The organism is Hirschia baltica ATCC 49814, assembly GCF_000023785.1.
GTDB lineage: Bacteria > Pseudomonadota > Alphaproteobacteria > Caulobacterales > Hyphomonadaceae > Hirschia > Hirschia baltica.
Map to the genome: position 1 here is coordinate 1,945,936 of NC_012982.1, position 17,733 is coordinate 1,963,668.

Consider the following 17,733-nt stretch of genomic DNA (forward strand, 5'->3'; position numbering starts at 1 on the left):
CTTGGCTTCATTTAAACGCAACCCATCTCGTTAAACACGCCTCATATACAATACGCAAACGTCGAAATAACAATGGTCATTTAAAATAATGATGCATCAAAAATCTGAAATGGAAAAGTGAAAAAAGACAAAGGCGAAAAACAATTCAAACTGATAAAAAAAGGGCGTCGAAATCCACATCTCGACGCCCTTTCAAGGCACGGAAAAGCCGCACTAATTTAGCTTTCGCGGCGCATTAACGCCATGAAAAACCCATCTGTTCCAGCTGTTCTTGGTGTTAAGCGCACAGAGCCACCCGGACGTTTGCAACGCGCCATCATCGCTTCACCTTCGGCTGTCAATTGACCAGACTGTATCGCACTGTCCACAACGTCTTCCTGAGAAAAGTCACTTCTATCAGCTAGGAATGAGGCGACTTGATCTTCATTTTCTTCCATTAAGAAAGAGCACGTAATATATAAAAGACGTCCGCCCGGTTTTACGAAGTTACAAGCTTTGTGCAGGATTTCTGTTTGTTGTTGACGACGTAAGTTTAGGGAATTTTCTTTCAGTCGCCATTTAGAATCTGGACGGCGACGCCAAGTCCCAACACCTGAACACGGCGCATCAATGATCACCAAATCCATATTCAACTCAAGATCATTGAGCCCTTTATCCTCTTGAGGGTGTCGCAATTGCACATTTCGCGCGCCGGCACGCTGCAAACGAGGAATCATTGCGGACAAGCGACGCCCCTCAATATCGTAAGCGTAAATCTGTCCCTTATTTTGCATTGTGGACGCCATAGCGAGTGATTTACCGCCGCCGCCAGCACAATAATCGAGAACTTGTTCACCGGGCTGCGCGTTTGCACCAGCCGCCGCCATCTGACTACCAGCATCTTGTACTTCCACCCAACCTTTAGAATATGCGGGGATGCTTTCCACAGAGTTTGCACGTACAGAAGGGTCTGGCGCAGGAATACGGTATCCGTTTTTAAGTGTTGGAATAGGCTCCGCGTGTACAGAACGCAGTGCTTTTTCAACTTTCTCAACTTCAGCTTTGAGCGTGTTAATTCTTAAATCAACCGGTGCCCGCACCGCCATTTCCTGCGCTTCAATGACTGCTTCTTCACCAAAAGCTCGCTCCATCATGCCATGCATCCATTCAGGATAGTCACCACGCACATGCGCAGGAGCAACTGGGTCTGGTGCCATAACAAGGCGTTCACGTTCATCTAGCGTTAGGGCTGAAGGCGCGTGATCTTGATCAAAAGCTTCATCAACGCGGCCAATATCCCATTTCCAAACATGCGTTAGTGCACCAAGAACAAGCGCTCGTGGTTCGTCTGATCCCATCGCATGAGCAAGTGACAACTTATTGCGCAAAGCATCAAGAACCAGTCCAGATACCCAAGCGCGGTCCTTAGATCCCGCATAGCGCGCACGCTTGCCCCAGTCTTTTGCTGCTGATTTAACAGGTTGATGACGTGTCAGCACGTCTGTTAATACACTAATCGCTGCGTCGATTTTTCCGCCGTCACGCATTTGGTTTAAACCTTTTAAAAGTCACCGTCGTATCTTGCGTCACGCCTTTTGAATTAGCTAAGCGCGTCTCAATGCTTCCTGAGAACCGACCCGCATGCATAATCCCGAGCGCATCAGTGAGCAGATACAAGTGGAAAGAAGCTGTGGCGCATGCTTTCTCAAATTCATCCAGATAAAGCAATGCATTTATGCGAATTTCCTTGCTGGTATGTATTTGCGCCGCATCTATGAAGAAAGTATGTGCCAGATAGTTGCGATATCGAATGAAAGCCTTCACCGAACCCGCCCAGACAGGATCCTGTTCAGCGAAAGTCTTTTCAACGCGTCGATAGATCATTCCCAAAGATTGACCTTCAAGCTCGTCTCGAGTGTCTCGATTTGCTTCGCCTTCTGCTTTGATCATCGACCAAACAGTGTTTTCTAGTGTTTGCTCAAAGGCTTGCGCTCGAAAGCTCACTTCTCCAAACCGGCGAAATACTTCATCTATTGAAGTTGTGGGCAAATCATCTTCAGTTATGAGATCGCTCATCCATACAACTCCAGAAACGAAATTCTAATATTAGATGAGCAATAGCTTATTAGAGATGTTTTCTAAAGGCTTATTCAGCTTCTTCTAAGGCAGCGTCCGACTCTATGTGAAACGGACTATCAGGATGCAATAGGCCAACAGCGCCGCCCAATCCAAATATAAGTACAATCAAAACCAATACCGGCATGATAAAAGTTTTGTTTTCTTGCTTGGGCAATTCCACATTGTGCGCAGCAGAAAGCTCACTAAAACTTGGAACTTCGTCCAATACGCTTGGCGCGACTTCCTCAGATACGGGCTCAACCGCTAGTTCTTGCCCAACCTCTTGCTCTTGCTCGGGCACCGGTTCGGGTATCGCCTCATCTTGGATGCTGTCAGATACAACAAACTCATCCTCAAGAATTTCAGCTTCAGGCAATTCTAGGTGTTCTACACTTGGTAAAACATCCTCACTCACCGTTGCAGCGGGCTCACATTCTTCTTCAAGATTTTCGGCTACGGTATCTTCTTCATCAGCCCCCTGTTTTTCAACATCACTTAATGGCAATGCTTCGGCCAATTGCACTTGGACATCTGGTACTTCAATCGTTTCAACTTCATCTGGAGTCGGCAAGTCCACCAATTCACCCAAATCCAATTCCAGTGGCGTTTCCAGAGTATCCAAACCAACGCTTTCAGCTTCAGTTTCAGCTAAATTTGTTTCTTCCGGTTCCGCAGGAATAATAGGCTCGTCTAAACTATCCAAATCGGGCAAAGCATCTGCCTCAACAACAGATATCTCTTCCAGTTCAGAATCGGCTTCAACCATTTCTGAGACGCTTTCCATTTCTGGTTCCGTCGTGATTATCTCAGCATCTAATTCAGGTAGATCAAGTTCTGGTAAATCTTCAACACTTTCTAGCGTTGGGGCGGCTTCAACCTCCACCTCAACAAGACTCTCCTCAACCTCAACAACACCTTCATCTTGTGAAACCTCAACAGAAGTTTCCTCCAAGCTAATTGGCGCAGCTTTTGGTAAAACATCGCGATCTATCGCGACGTCATGATACTCACTCGACACATCTCGTTGCACCATTTTAGCAACATCACGCCACGCTCTATTTTCGCGCATGCCAATACTTTTAACATCAACGCGATCAAGGCTGGAAAGCTCCGGCGGCACACCAGCGCCATCCAGTATAACAAGCTGACTGTTTGGTAGATCTTTGAGCCGCTTTTTATAAGGCGCTAGAAGATTGGACCATAAGACAATCTGACTTGCACCGCCATCCAAGTGCGTCCTGCCCATCACACCGCCAATTACAGTGGGTATGTTTTGCTTTTTAAGAAACCGCGCCAGAGAAGACGCGGTTTTCATATCAGCCTCCGCACACACAATACGAATAGCCATGCCACCTACCCCACAAATTTCTTCACTCAAGTGTTTTATATATCGCGACCAACATGCAATAAATACCTGCTTGCCTGCACTTCAAATCCAATTACGTGAAACCAAATTCTTAGTAATGCTTAACATTACATCACATTTGCACGTATTCTAAACAAAAAAACGGGCCGAATAATCAGTATATCCAGCCCGCTTCAAAATATCAAAACAATCAAAGAAACCTAATTGCTAGTGAATGAATAATTTGGCGCTTCTCGCGTCATTTTCACGTCATGCACATGGCTTTCGCGTAGGCCCGCACCTGTAATCTGGATAAACCGGGCTTTCTCGTGAAGCTCAGTAATATTGGCAGCACCAACATAGCCCATTGCAGCCCGCAAACCGCCAATGACTTGGTGAAGTATCGCGCCAACCGGTCCCTTATAAGGCACTTGGCCTTCAATACCTTCAGGCACTAGCTTCATCGTGTCCTTGATATCGCCTTGGAAATACCGATCAGCAGACCCGCGTCCCATGGCACCAATTGATCCCATGCCACGATAAGATTTATACGAACGTCCCTGAAACAGGAACACTTCACCAGGCGCTTCATCCGTACCTGCCAGCATAGACCCTAACATGGCACAGCTTGCACCAGCGGCTAGCGCCTTTGCAAAATCACCAGAGAACTTAATACCGCCATCAGCAATAATTGGCACACCTTGATCAGCCGCAGCTTTGGATGCATCAGAAATAGCTGTTAACTGGGGCACACCTACACCGGCAACAATACGCGTTGTACAAATAGACCCCGGCCCAATACCCACTTTCACAGCATCCGCTCCAACATCAATCAATGCTCTTGCAGCATCATAAGTTGCGATATTGCCAGCGATAACCTGTGTATCTCCAGAAAGCTTTTTAATCTGCTCGACAGCCTTCAACACACCAGCTGAATGACCATGTGCCGTATCAACGATAACCACATCTACGCCGGCAGCGATTAGGGCTTCAGCACGCGCAAATCCATCTTCTCCCACACCAGTTGCAGCACCTACAAGAAGACGGCCTTGAGAATCCTTAGCGGCATTTGGGTTAGACGCGGCTTTTTCCATGTCTTTGACGGTCAAAAGACCGACGCACCGTTCTTTATCGTCAACAACAATCAAACGCTCAATTCGGTGCTGATGTAATAGACGGCGCGCATCATCTTGCGACACACCTTCTCGAACGGTGACAAGCTTCGTCGTCATCAATTCAGATACTGGCATGCTTAAATCATCAGAGAAACGAACATCACGATTAGTAATAATACCAACGACTTTGCCGCCATTTCCCTTTTCAACGACCGGAATTCCAGAAAAACCGTATTCTTCTTTAATACGCTTCACATCTTCAAGCTTAGCATCCGGTGTCAAAGTAACAGGATCAGCAACAACACCACTTTCAAATTTCTTGACGCGGGTAACTTGCTGGGCCTGTTTTTCAATCGTCATATTCTTATGAAGAATACCGATACCGCCGGCTTGGGCCATCGCGATTGCCAGAGGTGATTCCGTAACAGTATCCATTGCAGCCGATAACACAGGCGCATTCAGATCTATTTTTTTTGTAAGTTTTGTTTTTATGGCTACCTGATTGGGCAGAACTGACGACGGACCCGGCTCGAGTAGAACATCATCGAACGTAATGGCTTGGCGAATTTTCATGGATGAAGCTCCCTTTTTGGCCTAATAAGGGAGGTAACAGCATCTGTGAAGCCCCCAAATCAAATATGGAGACTTTTCTTTGCTGTTTTATCGCTAGTCATGGCGAAAATCGTTACCTAAATTACGCTAGCGCTTCTTGGTTTGTTTAAAACCCAGCGCGACAGCAAACATTTCTGGACTACCAGCACGACTTGATGGCGGCTTCCAATATTTAACTTCAGCAAAATTGGCATCCATCAAAGCTTTTAACTCACCTTGCGCGCCGCCTTGAAACACTTTTGTGCAAAAATTGCCGCCGACTTCAAGATTATCTATGGCAAACTGAACAGCCATTTCTGCCAGTTGAACAGTTCGAACATGATCAGTTTGCTTATGGCCGGTCGTGGCTGCCGCCATATCTGATAAAACGAGGGTGGGCTTACCCTGCAAGACCGACATCATTTCTGCCATAGCTTCCGGGTCGTTGACGTCACCTTCAATCAAGTGCGCCCCCGCGATCGGATCAACTGGCAAAAGGTCAATTCCGACGACATAATGCGCGCCGTATTTTTGCATCAGAACCTGCGTCCAGCTTCCGGGTGCACATCCAAGATCAACAACACGCTGCGTATTCTTAAGCAGGCCAAATTTCTCATCCAATTCGAGCAATTTATATGCTGCTCTTGCTCGCCATCCAGCCTCGTGTGCACGCCGAACATAGGGATCATTCAACTGACGCTCAATCCATGCACGGGATGACTTCTTGGTAATGCCGCCCTTCTTGATTTTTTTCTTCGTGCTAAACGTTTTCTCTCGCACGCGCTCAGCATCAGTCGCGTTTGGACCTTTCCAGCGACGTTTTCCATCATTTGGCTTTGAATTTTCAGGCGTATCGTCGGTCATATATTTTCATTCTTGTGCAAAGCATCAAATCGAATACCAAAATGTCTTATCTAATCTAACTTAATTTATCCAAACTGTCAGATAAGTTATCTGTGCCATTTAGTGCGTTTGTCTTGGGTTTTGCGTTTGTATTATTTTGATTTTTGACATTGCGCGTGCGCTTACGCTTTTTCTTGCCGGCAGGTTTATTGCTGTGAATAAGGGAAAGCAGCACCCCTTCTCTTAATCCACGATCAGCAGCACGCAATCTCTCAGACGGCCAAATTTGCCAAACAGCATCCAAAATCGCACACCCTGCCAAGACTAGTTCAGCGCGATCAGGCCCAATACAAGGCTCTGTTGCCCGCTTTTCTGGTGTCGCAAAACGTAGCTTATCCCGAGCGGCATCCATACCTTCTTGGCTAACCCAAACTCCATCCACAGCAGAGCGAGTATATTTGGAAAGTCCTAAATGCACTGCTGCGAGACTGGTCACAGTACCAGATGTCCCTAGCAACTGACCGCGTCCCGCTTCAAATAATGGTCCGAATCGATCAGCGGCATCGTTTTCCCGCAATAATTTAACGACATACTCAACCAGCTTATCATACCAGAATGGATCTCCTCCATCTGCATGCTCAGGGAAGGTTTCTGATAAAGTCACAACACCAACAGGAAAAGACGCCCAGCCTAATATTGGGGGCCTAGCAGCACTTCCTGAAACGCCGCGACGCTTAGCAGCTTTCGCATCAACCCAGCTAAGTTCTGTAGAACCACCACCAATATCAACAACAAGAGTGAAATCTTTGGAATCATCAACCAGATCCAACGACCCTAATAGTGCGAGTTTCGCTTCTTCTTTGGGGCTAATTGTTTCGAGTTTTAGACCTGTTGTTTTTTTGACGCGTTGCAGAAACTCATTGCCGTTAGACGCGGCTCGACATGCTTGAGTTGTAATGCATCTGACCTGACAATTGCGATATTTATCGAGCTTTGTCTTACAATTCTTCAAAGCTTCAACAGCACGATCCATCGCCGTCTCAGACAATTGTCCACTAGAGGCTAACCCCTCACCCAATCTTACGATTCGAGAATAGCTATCCAACACACGGAATCCATCTCCCGCGCGGTCTGCCACAAGCAGCCTGCAATTATTTGTTCCCAGATCCAGCGCAGCAAAAGTCGCAGACCTGTTCTTAGCACCAGAGCCCCGATAAGGCTTTTTGGGTGCCGTCATTTTTCTTGCCATTGGGCAATCCATATTTTTAAGTTGAGGCGAACATAGCAATATTCGAAAATAAAAATAGTGACGGACCTGCAGCAATTGAGAAAAAAATCAGTAAAGACAAAAAAATGGCCCGAAGATACATCTTCGGGCCATCTTATTTTTAGACTTATTCGCTAAATTTAGCGAACAGAAAGAATGATTTGAGCACGACGGTTAAGCGGCTCACGAACACCATCAGCTGTTGCTTTAGCTAGGCCTTCTTCACCTTTAGCGTCTGTTGTTACAACAGAAGCATCAACACCGCGAGCAATCAAAGCATCACGAACAACTGCTGCACGACGTGCAGACAAGCGAGCGTTATAAGCTTTGTTACCTGAAGTATCAGTGTAACCATCGATTGTCGCAATTGAGATTGTACAACCGTTTTCAAGAGCACGACGTGTCGCGCTGTTTACAACTTCTTGTGCAGGTACAGTTAGAACTGAACTATCCCACTCGAAGTATACAGCGAAGTCTTGAGACTGAGCCACACAGTTAACCACTGGAGCTTCTTCAACCAATGTCTCCGGAGGAGGAGGCGGTGGTGGAGGTGGCGGAGGTGGTGGTGGCGGAGGTGGTGGCGGAGGCGGTGGTGGTGGCGGTGCAGCAGGTGCGCCAAGTAGGAAGTTCAATCCAGCCATCACTGAGTGCTCGCGGTACTCACCTTCGTAAGTTGCATCGTTTCCAACGAACTCAAATTCATCAGTCGCTAGGAATTTATATCCTAGGTCAAAAGACAAACGGTCAGTCAAATCCATTTTCAAACCAGCAAGAATGTTACCGGCGAAACCAGAATCTGAATCATCTAGACCATTAATTGCTGTTCCAGATGTCGGGCTGTAAAGGTTAGCTGCACGCGCACTCATAGCCGCTGCACCTGCACCAATTCCGATATAAGGTGTAACACCGCTATCGTTGCCGAACTCTTTGATTGCGTTCAGCATCAAAGTTGTAGCGCGCAATGAACCAGAACCTTCAGGACCATTACCTTTTATTGTACCAATAAAGTCGTTACCAACTTCAAGGCCAGCATTACGGTGGTCAATAGCACCTTCCAAACGGAAACCGTTTGCGTAGCTATAACCAATAGCACCTAAGTAGGTTACGTCTGTGTCTGCATCAGCGTCACCGCCAAGTTGTCCACTAACACTGTTTGAAGGTGCATCAGGGTCAAAATTCCCGTCCGCAATAACTCCAACAGCTACACGACCATACCAGCCGTCATTTTCTTGTGCGTGAGCCACAAATGGTGCCGACAAACATGCGGCGGCCGCAGTGGCGCAAAATAGTGCCTTTTTCATACCCATCCCCTGTAAGTTGAGGTATTTTTTGAATCCACATTAGGCAATGCAGACATCAAGAATCAAGAACGCGGTCGCCCCGCATTCCATAAGTTTCGATACACTCTTTTCAAAAGAAAGGCGACACTTTCAACTGCTTGTTACCGAGGTATCATGTCTTTTTTACTAAAACGCGACCTAAGAGCAACAGCCCACCGAAGCCAAATAAAACTTATTTGGCAAGATAAAATCCTAAAAAACACTCATTCTGTAAGTTCGCCCATCATGCGCATCCCCAAAACTGGCGACAAATTGATAGCCAAACCCCCTATAGAATAAGGGAAACCAGCTTATTCCTGAATAACTCATCAAACACAATTCTCAATCCAAAGAGTATGAACAGAAATTCACATACATGACTTAAGGACAAAACGTCTCACTTCATGAAAAATCAGCAATACAGGGAAAAATTTCCGGAAAGTTCTTTTTGGGGAACGAAAAGCTCCGTTTTTTCCGTCAAATTTCCTAGCTTTTAGCTTTTCTGTTCGCGAATCATTGTTGAAAGACCCTCAAAACCACGCCCTAGGATAAGAAATTTAAACCAGTTTTATAATTAACAACGACGCTTTAATGCCGCAAACATTACGCCTTATCGAAAATAATCTCCAGACACGCCACCAGACTTTTCCATAAGTTTGATTTCAGCCAAAACCATACTTTTATCTATCGCTTTTAGCATGTCATAAAGAGTCAAACAGGCCACACTTGCAGCAGTAAGCGCCTCCATTTCCACACCAGTTTTTCCTGTTGTGACAACTTCTGCCCGAACACCTAATCCGCCCCCCTCTTCCAAAGGCTCCACCTTAACGCTCACCTTTGAAATAGCTAAAGGATGACACATGGGGATAAGGTCGGATGTTTTCTTGGCTGCCATAATACCAGCAATTTCAGCTGTCGTTATGACATTACCTTTTTTGCCACCGCCCGATATTGCCGCCTTAAACGCGTCATCACCCATATAGAGAATACCGCTAGCAACTGCTGTTCGACGTGTCTCAGATTTTTCAGACACATCAACCATGAAAGCTCGCCCATCCTCATCTATATGAGTCAGCCTTGGCGTTAATGCATTTTCGGCGCTCTTGGTCGAAGCCATCGCTATTTCTCCAACAAGCGCGGCATTAGCTCCACCATATTGCAAGGCCCATGGCGACTATCCAATTGCCAGCGGATTATCTTGTCCCAACCATCCTTGCATGCACCATTTGAACCGGGCAAAGCAAAGACAAATGTCGCATTCGCAACACCAGCACATGCGCGAGATTGAAGCGTTGAAAGACCAACACTTTGATAGCTCACTAAATGCCAGATAGTGTTAAAACCATCGATCTCTTTTTCAAAAAGTGGACGCAGCGCTTCAGGTGTTACATCTCGTCCGGTTAGCCCTGTTCCACCTGTCGTAATGACGGCATCTATTTCAGGGTCTTTAATCCAATCCCCAACCACATGCTCAATAATAGTTTGATTGTCCGTGACTATTTTCTTAGCGGCTAGATTATGCCCAGCCTCTTTGACACGCTCAACCAGAATATGCCCTGAAGTATCATTATCATCCGTTCGTGTGTCAGACACAGTTAGAATGGCAATATTGACCGGCTTAAACGGTCTGTCTTCATGGATACGTCCACCTGGCGCTGGGATCTCTGGAGTCTGCGACATACTAATTTCCTCTAATCACACCTGATATGTCTGACGTATTACGAGAAACACATCAATCATCGACAATAAAATATTGCTATCATTCTAAACTAGGTTTCACAGACAGTCAGGTATCATCACTCAATATATTCATGATATGTGGTCCCATTGCAGAGCTATTATTCTAAAACAACACATACTCTGCTAAATCGTTCTGGTATTATTAACCACATCATGTGCTTATAGTCCTGCATTTGATAGGGAGCTTCATACATGAAGAGTAAAATTGCAATCGCAACAAGCTGTGTGCTGACCTTAGGACTTGGTGGCTGTATTTCATCAGCAATCGGCGTAGCCGGAAATGTCGTTGAAGGCACTGTAAAAGCCCCTTTTAAAGTGGCTGGTGCAGCTGTTGATCAGGTCACGACATCAGATGAAGAACAAATGAAAAAAGACTGGAAGAAGCAAAAAAAAGCAGAAAAGAAAAACAAGTAGCAGCTGCTTGAATTTCTGCATATTTACACGCCAAGGCCCTTCGGGGCCTTTTTTATTGTCCTGAAAATAGCCAAAAACTGTCCACACGCCTTGGCCGGTTTTATCCCTGAATTATAAAAGCAAGCGCGACCCCCTCTTATCACAATATCATCACAAATATTGTAAATGCCTTCACAAATTCAGCTAATCAAAGCATACTTCCTGTAAGATACCGGTGAATACCAACTCTTTAAGGAGCATGACTATGAGACATTTTTTAATGAGTTTAATGGGAGCCACTTTGATAGGGCTCGCAAGCCAGTCAGCATCTGCTCAAGAAATACAGATCAGATATTCCGATGATGTTTTAGAAGAATTTTCTGAAACCTATGGCGACCGAGAGAAAGAGGTTCTGGAAAAGGCCCTGCGTGAGCGCCTCATAAAAACAATAGAAAAAGATGGTCTCAATATTTCTCGAATTGATCTTCTTATTGAGGATATAAGCCCCAACCATCCAACATTTGAACAAGTCAGCAACACCCCTGGCTTGGATCAATTTAGAAGTGTTTCTATTGGCGGCGCTAAATTGATAGGCACAAGTTATGATCTCAATGGAGAAATCATAACTGAATCAGAATCAAGGCTGTTTTCTAGCTCTATACGTGACGCTAGACATGGATCAACTTGGAGCGACGCAAAACGCGCCTTCACGGCCTTCTCCAGACGTCTCAGTAAAGACGTTCGCGCCAGTTAAGTAACTTTCATTTCGAACTGATTGAATCCGCCCGCTCTAAGTTGGGCGGATTTTTTTATGCACGCTCAAAAATACAACCATAAGTATAAATAAAGTGTTGATTAACCACTAATGCATGCTTAGGTTGTTTTTATCAACCCAAAAGGAATAGTGAAATGATCCACGTTGTTACAGGTGAAAACCAACATCTTTATGGACCGCAACTCGATGAAATGTTCCGTATGCGCCATGAATATTTCGTACAAGCAAAAGGCTGGGACGCCCTACAAAGTATCAATGGTAAAGAAACAGATGAATTTGACGATGGTGACGTCGTTTATCTTATCAATTTGGATTTTGATGGACGGGTTGCCTCTGCATACCGCCTCAATTCTTCAACTGGCCCCAACCTTCTTGCCGATAAACTCTCGAACTTTGTAGATGGCGAATTACCAAAACGAGAAGAGGTATGGGATTTAACTCGCTGGATAATGGCGACGCGATATCGCCGCTCAAAGGATTTTTCAAAAGCAATTCAAATTGCCCGCGAAACAATCATAGGTGTCCATGAATTTGCCGTATCGAGAGGTATTTCTCACCTAACAACCGTATGTGATCCATCTTTCGTGGAAAGAATGGCGCGCGTGGATATGCATTATTCACCCTTGGGGCCTCCAGTTGAATTTGATGAAGGCAAAGGGATTGCTCAGGCTTTGCTTCTTGAAACAGGTCCAACAGCCTTAGCCAGAGCACGAGCGGCCACTGGCATTACCCAAAAACAACTATTTGAAGTTCAGCCTAAACCATTCTACCTCAGCCCAGATCAAATAGAGAATGAAGCCGCACAAGAATTAGCCGCCGCAAAAATGAAATTAATGTCGAAAGTGAATGCGCAAAAAATCGTTCAATCTCTTGCCGATGAAATGGCTCAAAGAGCAATAGCCAATCCAGCCGGTGCCATCGCTCTTATCCATTCATTTAATGAGATATTGCAATCGCGATTGCATGAACACTCAATTTCAGATTTTCAATCAATAGAAACACTGCAAATGCAAGCCAATAATGACGCTCCAGCGACAGATCTGTCGCAAAAAGCGTCTTGATACCAAGCCACTGAAACAGGTCACAAAAAAAGGCACCATATTTATGGTGCCTTTCTATCTTTTACGCCCAAAACTTATTCGGCTTTATCATCTTGATAATAGGCGACAACCTCACCCTGCAATTTCATTTGCATCGGGCGCCCTTTGCGGTCACGCGTATTAGGTAGGGACACTTTAATCCAATTCTCGGAAAGGCAGTATTCCTCGACATTGTTCTTTTCAACACCTTTAAACCGAATACCTACGCCGCGCTGAATTATGTCTGCGTCAAAATATTCTGATGATGGATCCAGTGAAAGGCGATCTGGAGGTGTGTCAGTCATAGCAAAATCTCTTTATTCATAATCTCTATATGCCCCAAGCAAATCGGCGAGGCTGATGACTTCATAAAGCGCGCGGCATATAGGTGAGGCGATGAACCTCTTAATTATCGCCCAGCAATGATATTGCCCAGCGTTGAATTTGCTATGTCACCTGTTTTGCGTTTAGAGGCAAGCTTTTCTCAAACCTTGCCCCCAAAATATAGGATACCCTAGGAAAAACGGTAGTTCGCAATCTCAGCGATTGTTTGATTAGACACATCTGCACCAGCCGCACTCCATGCTGCATAAGCATCATCTGATGCTTCACGCGGCAATGTATCACCCACAAGCTGCACGACACTGCGGTTAAATGCACCAAGCGATAAGCTGATATAAGTTTCATCCGCAACGACAGATTTGCGTGTGTTCACATTGCGGATCAAGCCATCCAAATATCCATGCACAACAATCACGCCATTGACGCGCTCAACCTTAGACACAATGAAAAAACCGTTCGTGACATTGCTACCCGCCAACGTCCAAACCTGACCTTTTTTCGCACTTTGCGGTGTTTTGATAACAGGTGCGTTCTCAATATCGATAACTTGCACATTCGCATCTGCCGAACTAAAGCGTTCACTCATAACAAATGGGATAATCAGCATAACCGCCAACAAGGCGATAAAAATTATAGTACGTTTCATTTTAGCCCCTAATTCTTGTTTTACCGCCATGATTTGGCGTGTCTAACCAAACCACTGCATAAATCGGGCCATATTCGCGCTATTGGCGTATCATTCTGAAACTTCCCTTTTTAGCGTATATCTGCTAGTATATATTTCATAAATCAGACCTCCCGAACGTTGCCGACAGAGCAAGACAGCGCCGCCCAGTGCGTGCGTCACGCCATCATCAACCACTGAAGGAAACATGACCAATGTCCATACCAACGCAAATCCAGTTAGACGGCCAAACCTACACAGGCTCTTACGAAGTTGACGGCCCCAATGTCACAGTCCGCTATCTCTCGCGCACCATGTCGCGCAGCATAGGCACAACACCGCCTGCCGTAGCTGCCAAAGGCCTGATGATCCAACTCGTCAAAATCGTGCAAGACCTAAAACACGCCAGCTAATTCATCCAATATCTATAGCTGACGCACACGAACACACGCTTGCCTCCCCCTTTCCAGCGCTGCCTCCCATTCTTCAGCGCTGGAATAGGGCGATATATCGCCCGCCTCCACACCATCATCCCCCGCTATATCTTCAACCTCGCCAGCCCCATAAACCTCATCAGACACATCAACGGCCTCAGCCCCATATTCCCCCGCATCTAAATCTTGCCCGTCCAAGCCCTCATTGGCGCGCGCCGCCTCAGCCCTCGCCCGCTCCTCCTCCTCATCATCCAAATCGCCCAATGTGCGCCCTTCATTGCCCGGCCCAGCAGCAGGCATCCGGCGCATACGCTGTATTATCACTTCGCGCATTTCTTCCAGACTCGGCCTGGTATCAACCTCTTCTTCTGCCTCAATGGTCGCTTTCCCATCCACGCGCGCCATCCCAAGCGCCAGACGCACAAAACGCTCCGCCAGACGCGCCTGCGCATCGGCCAGTTTCACCTCACCCATTAATTGATAGCGCGCCGCCAATTCCCCCGCCTTTTGCGCCGCCTGTTTCATATCGGTAATATCAAGGCTTTCCGGCAAAGCCTCAGCTTGCGCTTTCAGCTCCGCCAAACGGTCCGGCTGATTGACCAATGCGCGATCCACACCCGAAGGCACACGCGCCAGCTCCGCCCTATATTTAACCAACCATTCCGGCGTGCCCGCATTCTCCAGACCAGCCGCCTGCGCGTCTAAATCCTTGCGCCGCCACCCTTGCTCAACTTGCGCGCGATGCAAAGTCGCCTTGGAAACTGGCAAACTCTCCACCAATTCATCCAGAGTCTCCCCCGCCACATAGCGCGCCTTGGCATAGCCAAGCAGCTGCGCCTTCTTTTCAATCGACAATCTTGAATAATAGCTCATTCACGGGAGTATGATGGCAACGCGCTTGGGTGGGATTAGTTTGACTTAAGAAATGATAATCTCTAACCTTTAGAGTGATGCATTTCACGGGCACTAGTTTTAGTTTCGAAAAACTCTTCCAGCTTTTCCCTATTTTTATCAAATTCCAATTTGGCCAAATTAGGTAAAATATTCGTTGCTTTAGCAACATCATCCAACGCAATTTCTGTCTCCAAATCAGGGTCGATTCTCAATATGTTTTGTCTGCCTATAAGCAGGCCAGCTTGTCCCAATGAATCTTGCAATTGAAGAGAGGATGCAGTCGGTATCAAATTTAATGCCCAGTCTTTGATTCCCGCTTCAGCCATCACATTCGGTTTTGACGAAACTTTTCCGGCAACATTACCACAACCTACGGACAATACTTTTATGTTTTCCCTTGAAACATCGTAACAACTAAGAGCATCCACAATTCCATTCATCAAAGGGTGGTTTGCAAAGAGACCACCATCCCATTGAATTCTATCTTCTGAAAAGTATGCTCCCAAATACACTGGGGCTGCTGACGTCGCTGCCGCAATTTCCGCTGCCTTTTTCTTCCAGTCTCTCCTGTAGTCAGAATGATGATCCGTTTTAAAAATAGTCGGCTCCAAGTGATGATCAAAGCTTGGAATCACCATTCTTGTGCGACAATCTCCCAAAAGTGCTACGTCAAAAATTTCATTCAATATATTATCTAAAGGAGCTCTATCGTATTTTTTTTTGACCACACCTAATCGAAGTGTTCTCGGAAAAATTTCGTCGCCTCGATTTAGGTACAGATCCTTAATTGTATCAGCAGATTTATTTAGACTAAGACCAAGACCAATTATACCTCCAGTAGACGTTCCACAAATCATATCAACATAATCTGCGATTGGTTCCCCGCCCAAAATATTTTTCTCTACCAATGAGAACAAGGAGGCGGGTAATATACCTTTAATGCCACCACCATCTATACAGAGAATTTTAAAAGGCTTTTCTGGTTTCCAGTGCTGCTGGGCACGTTGACGATAGATTGTCCCGCTTGACCTTTTTTCTAAGGATAGTTTCGACATCTTTATTCCTCGTATGTCCGTATCCGCCACCAAACCAACCTAAACCAGCACGCCAATACTCCAACATATTCAAATAGGTTGCGACAAGTTTCATAATTTCAAATAAATCGACCCCACATCGATCAAGATAGTATTTTTCGTATGCGCAGATCACCAATTCACTTCTATCAAAAAGAGGCGGACGCTCACCTTTTTGTAACCAGTGATAATAACTGCCTACTTCACTGTACAACGATGGAAGCCAAATGTGGGGTAAATCATAAAATTCGTTATCCGTTAAAAGCGAAAGTTCAGGAAAAAAAACTATGCATTTCACCGGTGAGGGAGCATTCTTGTCATAAAACCTACCTAACTTTTTGTGATCTATCAGAATGTTCACACTGAATACTTTACCCGCAGGTTTTGGATACCAAAACACTTCGGTACTTTGTTCACTTGATTCAACATACAAATTATCGAAATATTCTTGAATTTCTTCGATTTGTTTATCGATAGGTTTAGTGAGTATCGCCACCAAAACGCCCTGAAGATGCCGATGAAAATCGACTTACAGTTGAAGAAATTACCGCCTGCCCAGATGCCGCTACCGCTAACTTACCAGATTTCCTTGCCTGTTCCGTTCTTTGAGCAAATGCCGCAACCGCTGTTTTTGCTATTTCTTCCCCAAACAAACTTTCTAAGATCTTTATTTGCTCCAAAGGCCTTCTCTCACTTTTTAGTTTATTGAGTTCTGCCAAAAGTTTTTTTAGATCATTGCACCACAACTCCTGATCATATGAGTCTGTTTCCGGCCATCTATCTGTAAACACATCTTCCCAATAGCTCGGATTTCTTACTTCTATGGGCTGATTTATTTGTGAGCTTAATTCAGTTACAATGCTCTCAGTTACGCTTCGTAATTCATCTGTAAAAGAGTGACACCTTCCAAATGGGGCTTCGATTGCGAGAGCTGCTAAAACAATAGAAGGTGGTTTCCGCTTTCCGTTCCTATCTGCTCTTCGAAATCTTAAATCCCTAAAGCGCTTGAGAAGTTGCAAAACGATAATTCTAGGAGATTTTTCTTCAAAATCATCGTTTTTCGGAAATTCTTCTACCTCTGCCTTTTCAGCCAAAACAGTGTATCTATCCTGCATTGCACGAGACACTCGCTCAAAAAGAATAGACCCCCCTTCTTCTTCAATAGCTTTTTTAACTGCATTCTTAAAACCAATGGGACTGATTTTTTTATAGTAACTCTCAATAGGAGTAACATCATTTTTATAATGGAATAACTGCCAGATAGGAATTGTGGGGTCATCTTTAATCACCACCACTGGCATCAAATCTACAGTACTACCATCTGCGTATTCCACCGTAACGCAACGTGAATTAACTTCTACTTTGCAATTCCTGTAAGTGTCATCATCTCCTCCCCTGGTAATAGCCTCCTTAACAAGAGTAAGCACATCGATAGGAGAGGAATCAGCGGCAATATCTAACACCAATACCACATCAACGTCAGGAACATCCCGTTTAATCTGCCCGCGTATGGCAGCCCCAATTGCCATAGAGCCCGAAGGGTAAATGCCGAGCACTTGATCTTTCAATACGGAACCGTCGGCATCAATAAAATTTGCCAGCGCTTCATACCGAAATACATTGTTTTTGTATTCGGTGTTCGTTAACTGCAGCTGTTGCGCCACATCTATTAACAATTGGTCTTGCTCACTAAGCGCTTCACTATTTGTATTAGAACTCAACCCAACCTCCAATTATAGTTAATTTACAACTAAGAAGTGCT

At 45.4% G+C, this 17,733-nt stretch carries 19 protein-coding genes; 4 read left to right on the plus strand and 15 right to left on the minus strand.

Features of this window, described 5'->3' with window-relative positions; translation table 11 throughout:
- Positions 1–218 precede the first annotated feature (218 nt).
- The 9 genes from HBAL_RS09090 to moaB form a co-directional block, all read right to left on the minus strand.
- On the minus strand, positions 219–1,526 hold the full coding sequence (locus HBAL_RS09090; RefSeq protein WP_015827649.1) for an RsmB/NOP family class I SAM-dependent RNA methyltransferase: 1,308 nt from the start codon (positions 1,524–1,526) through the stop codon (positions 219–221).
- Positions 1,519–2,055 carry a hypothetical protein gene (locus HBAL_RS09095; RefSeq protein ID WP_015827650.1) on the minus strand — a complete coding sequence of 179 codons (537 nt, stop codon included), beginning with the start codon at positions 2,053–2,055 and terminating at the stop codon, positions 1,519–1,521. Before HBAL_RS09095 ends, HBAL_RS09090 begins: the two co-directional genes overlap by 8 nt.
- Before the next feature lie 70 nt (positions 2,056–2,125).
- A complete protein-coding gene (locus HBAL_RS09100; protein ID WP_041301515.1) occupies positions 2,126–3,445 on the minus strand; it encodes a hypothetical protein in 1,320 nt (439 codons plus the stop codon).
- A gap of 218 nt (positions 3,446–3,663) precedes the next feature.
- Positions 3,664–5,130 carry an IMP dehydrogenase gene (guaB, locus tag HBAL_RS09105; protein WP_015827652.1) on the minus strand — a complete coding sequence of 489 codons (1,467 nt, stop codon included), beginning with the start codon at positions 5,128–5,130 and terminating at the stop codon, positions 3,664–3,666.
- Between the two features lie 126 nt (positions 5,131–5,256).
- On the minus strand, positions 5,257–6,012 hold the full coding sequence (locus tag HBAL_RS09110) for an RlmE family RNA methyltransferase (protein WP_015827653.1): 756 nt from the start codon (positions 6,010–6,012) through the stop codon (positions 5,257–5,259).
- Positions 6,013–6,067: 55 nt separating this feature from the next.
- Complete coding sequence (locus tag HBAL_RS09115; protein WP_015827654.1) at positions 6,068–7,240, minus strand: Ppx/GppA phosphatase family protein; 1,173 nt, start codon at positions 7,238–7,240, stop codon at positions 6,068–6,070.
- Positions 7,241–7,398: 158 nt separating this feature from the next.
- Entirely contained in the window at positions 7,399–8,559 is a 1,161-nt protein-coding gene (locus HBAL_RS09120; RefSeq protein ID WP_015827655.1) for an OmpA family protein, read from the minus strand.
- Between the two features lie 628 nt (positions 8,560–9,187).
- Positions 9,188–9,694: a cyclic pyranopterin monophosphate synthase MoaC gene (gene moaC / locus HBAL_RS09125; RefSeq protein ID WP_015827657.1), complete on the minus strand. Its 507-nt coding sequence runs from the start codon at positions 9,692–9,694 to the stop codon at positions 9,188–9,190.
- Positions 9,695–9,696: 2 nt separating this feature from the next.
- Positions 9,697–10,257 (minus strand): molybdenum cofactor biosynthesis protein B, encoded by a 561-nt coding sequence (gene moaB, locus HBAL_RS09130; RefSeq protein WP_015827658.1) that lies wholly within the window; start codon positions 10,255–10,257, stop codon positions 9,697–9,699.
- Positions 10,258–10,509: 252 nt separating this feature from the next.
- On the opposite strand from moaB, the gene HBAL_RS09135 reads away from it, so the two are divergent.
- The 3 genes from HBAL_RS09135 to HBAL_RS09145 all read left to right on the plus strand — a co-directional run bounded on the left by HBAL_RS09135 (position 10,510) and on the right by HBAL_RS09145 (position 12,546).
- A complete protein-coding gene (locus tag HBAL_RS09135) occupies positions 10,510–10,731 on the plus strand; it encodes a hypothetical protein (RefSeq protein ID WP_015827659.1) in 222 nt (73 codons plus the stop codon).
- A 244-nt stretch (positions 10,732–10,975) separates the two neighbouring features.
- On the plus strand, positions 10,976–11,464 hold the full coding sequence (locus HBAL_RS09140; RefSeq protein ID WP_015827660.1) for a hypothetical protein: 489 nt from the start codon (positions 10,976–10,978) through the stop codon (positions 11,462–11,464).
- Positions 11,465–11,619: 155 nt separating this feature from the next.
- Positions 11,620–12,546: an acyl-homoserine-lactone synthase gene (locus HBAL_RS09145; RefSeq protein WP_015827661.1), complete on the plus strand. Its 927-nt coding sequence runs from the start codon at positions 11,620–11,622 to the stop codon at positions 12,544–12,546.
- A gap of 74 nt (positions 12,547–12,620) precedes the next feature.
- On the opposite strand, the gene HBAL_RS09150 is transcribed toward HBAL_RS09145, so the two are convergent.
- Together HBAL_RS09150 and HBAL_RS09155 are read right to left on the minus strand one after the other, a co-directional pair.
- Complete coding sequence (locus HBAL_RS09150) at positions 12,621–12,869, minus strand: DUF3297 family protein (RefSeq protein WP_015827662.1); 249 nt, start codon at positions 12,867–12,869, stop codon at positions 12,621–12,623.
- Positions 12,870–13,078: 209 nt separating this feature from the next.
- A complete protein-coding gene (locus HBAL_RS09155) occupies positions 13,079–13,552 on the minus strand; it encodes a hypothetical protein (RefSeq protein ID WP_149037392.1) in 474 nt (157 codons plus the stop codon).
- Positions 13,553–13,785: 233 nt separating this feature from the next.
- On the opposite strand from HBAL_RS09155, the gene HBAL_RS09160 reads away from it, so the two are divergent.
- A complete protein-coding gene (locus tag HBAL_RS09160; protein WP_015827665.1) occupies positions 13,786–13,983 on the plus strand; it encodes a hypothetical protein in 198 nt (65 codons plus the stop codon).
- Positions 13,984–13,995: 12 nt separating this feature from the next.
- Here HBAL_RS09160 and HBAL_RS16340 read toward each other — a convergent pair whose 3' ends face one another.
- The 4 genes from HBAL_RS16340 to HBAL_RS09185 form a co-directional block, all read right to left on the minus strand.
- Positions 13,996–14,877 (minus strand): hypothetical protein, encoded by an 882-nt coding sequence (locus HBAL_RS16340; RefSeq protein WP_015827666.1) that lies wholly within the window; start codon positions 14,875–14,877, stop codon positions 13,996–13,998.
- 62 nt (positions 14,878–14,939) lie between these two features.
- Positions 14,940–15,953, minus strand: coding sequence for a CBASS cGAMP-activated phospholipase (locus tag HBAL_RS09175; protein WP_015827667.1), 1,014 nt, complete (start codon positions 15,951–15,953; stop codon positions 14,940–14,942).
- Positions 15,865–16,467 (minus strand): hypothetical protein, encoded by a 603-nt coding sequence (locus tag HBAL_RS09180; RefSeq protein WP_041301521.1) that lies wholly within the window; start codon positions 16,465–16,467, stop codon positions 15,865–15,867. The genes HBAL_RS09175 and HBAL_RS09180 overlap by 89 nt, the downstream gene beginning before the upstream one ends.
- Complete coding sequence (locus tag HBAL_RS09185) at positions 16,451–17,692, minus strand: SMODS domain-containing nucleotidyltransferase (RefSeq protein ID WP_015827668.1); 1,242 nt, start codon at positions 17,690–17,692, stop codon at positions 16,451–16,453. The genes HBAL_RS09180 and HBAL_RS09185 overlap by 17 nt, the downstream gene beginning before the upstream one ends.
- Positions 17,693–17,733: the final 41 nt, after the last annotated feature.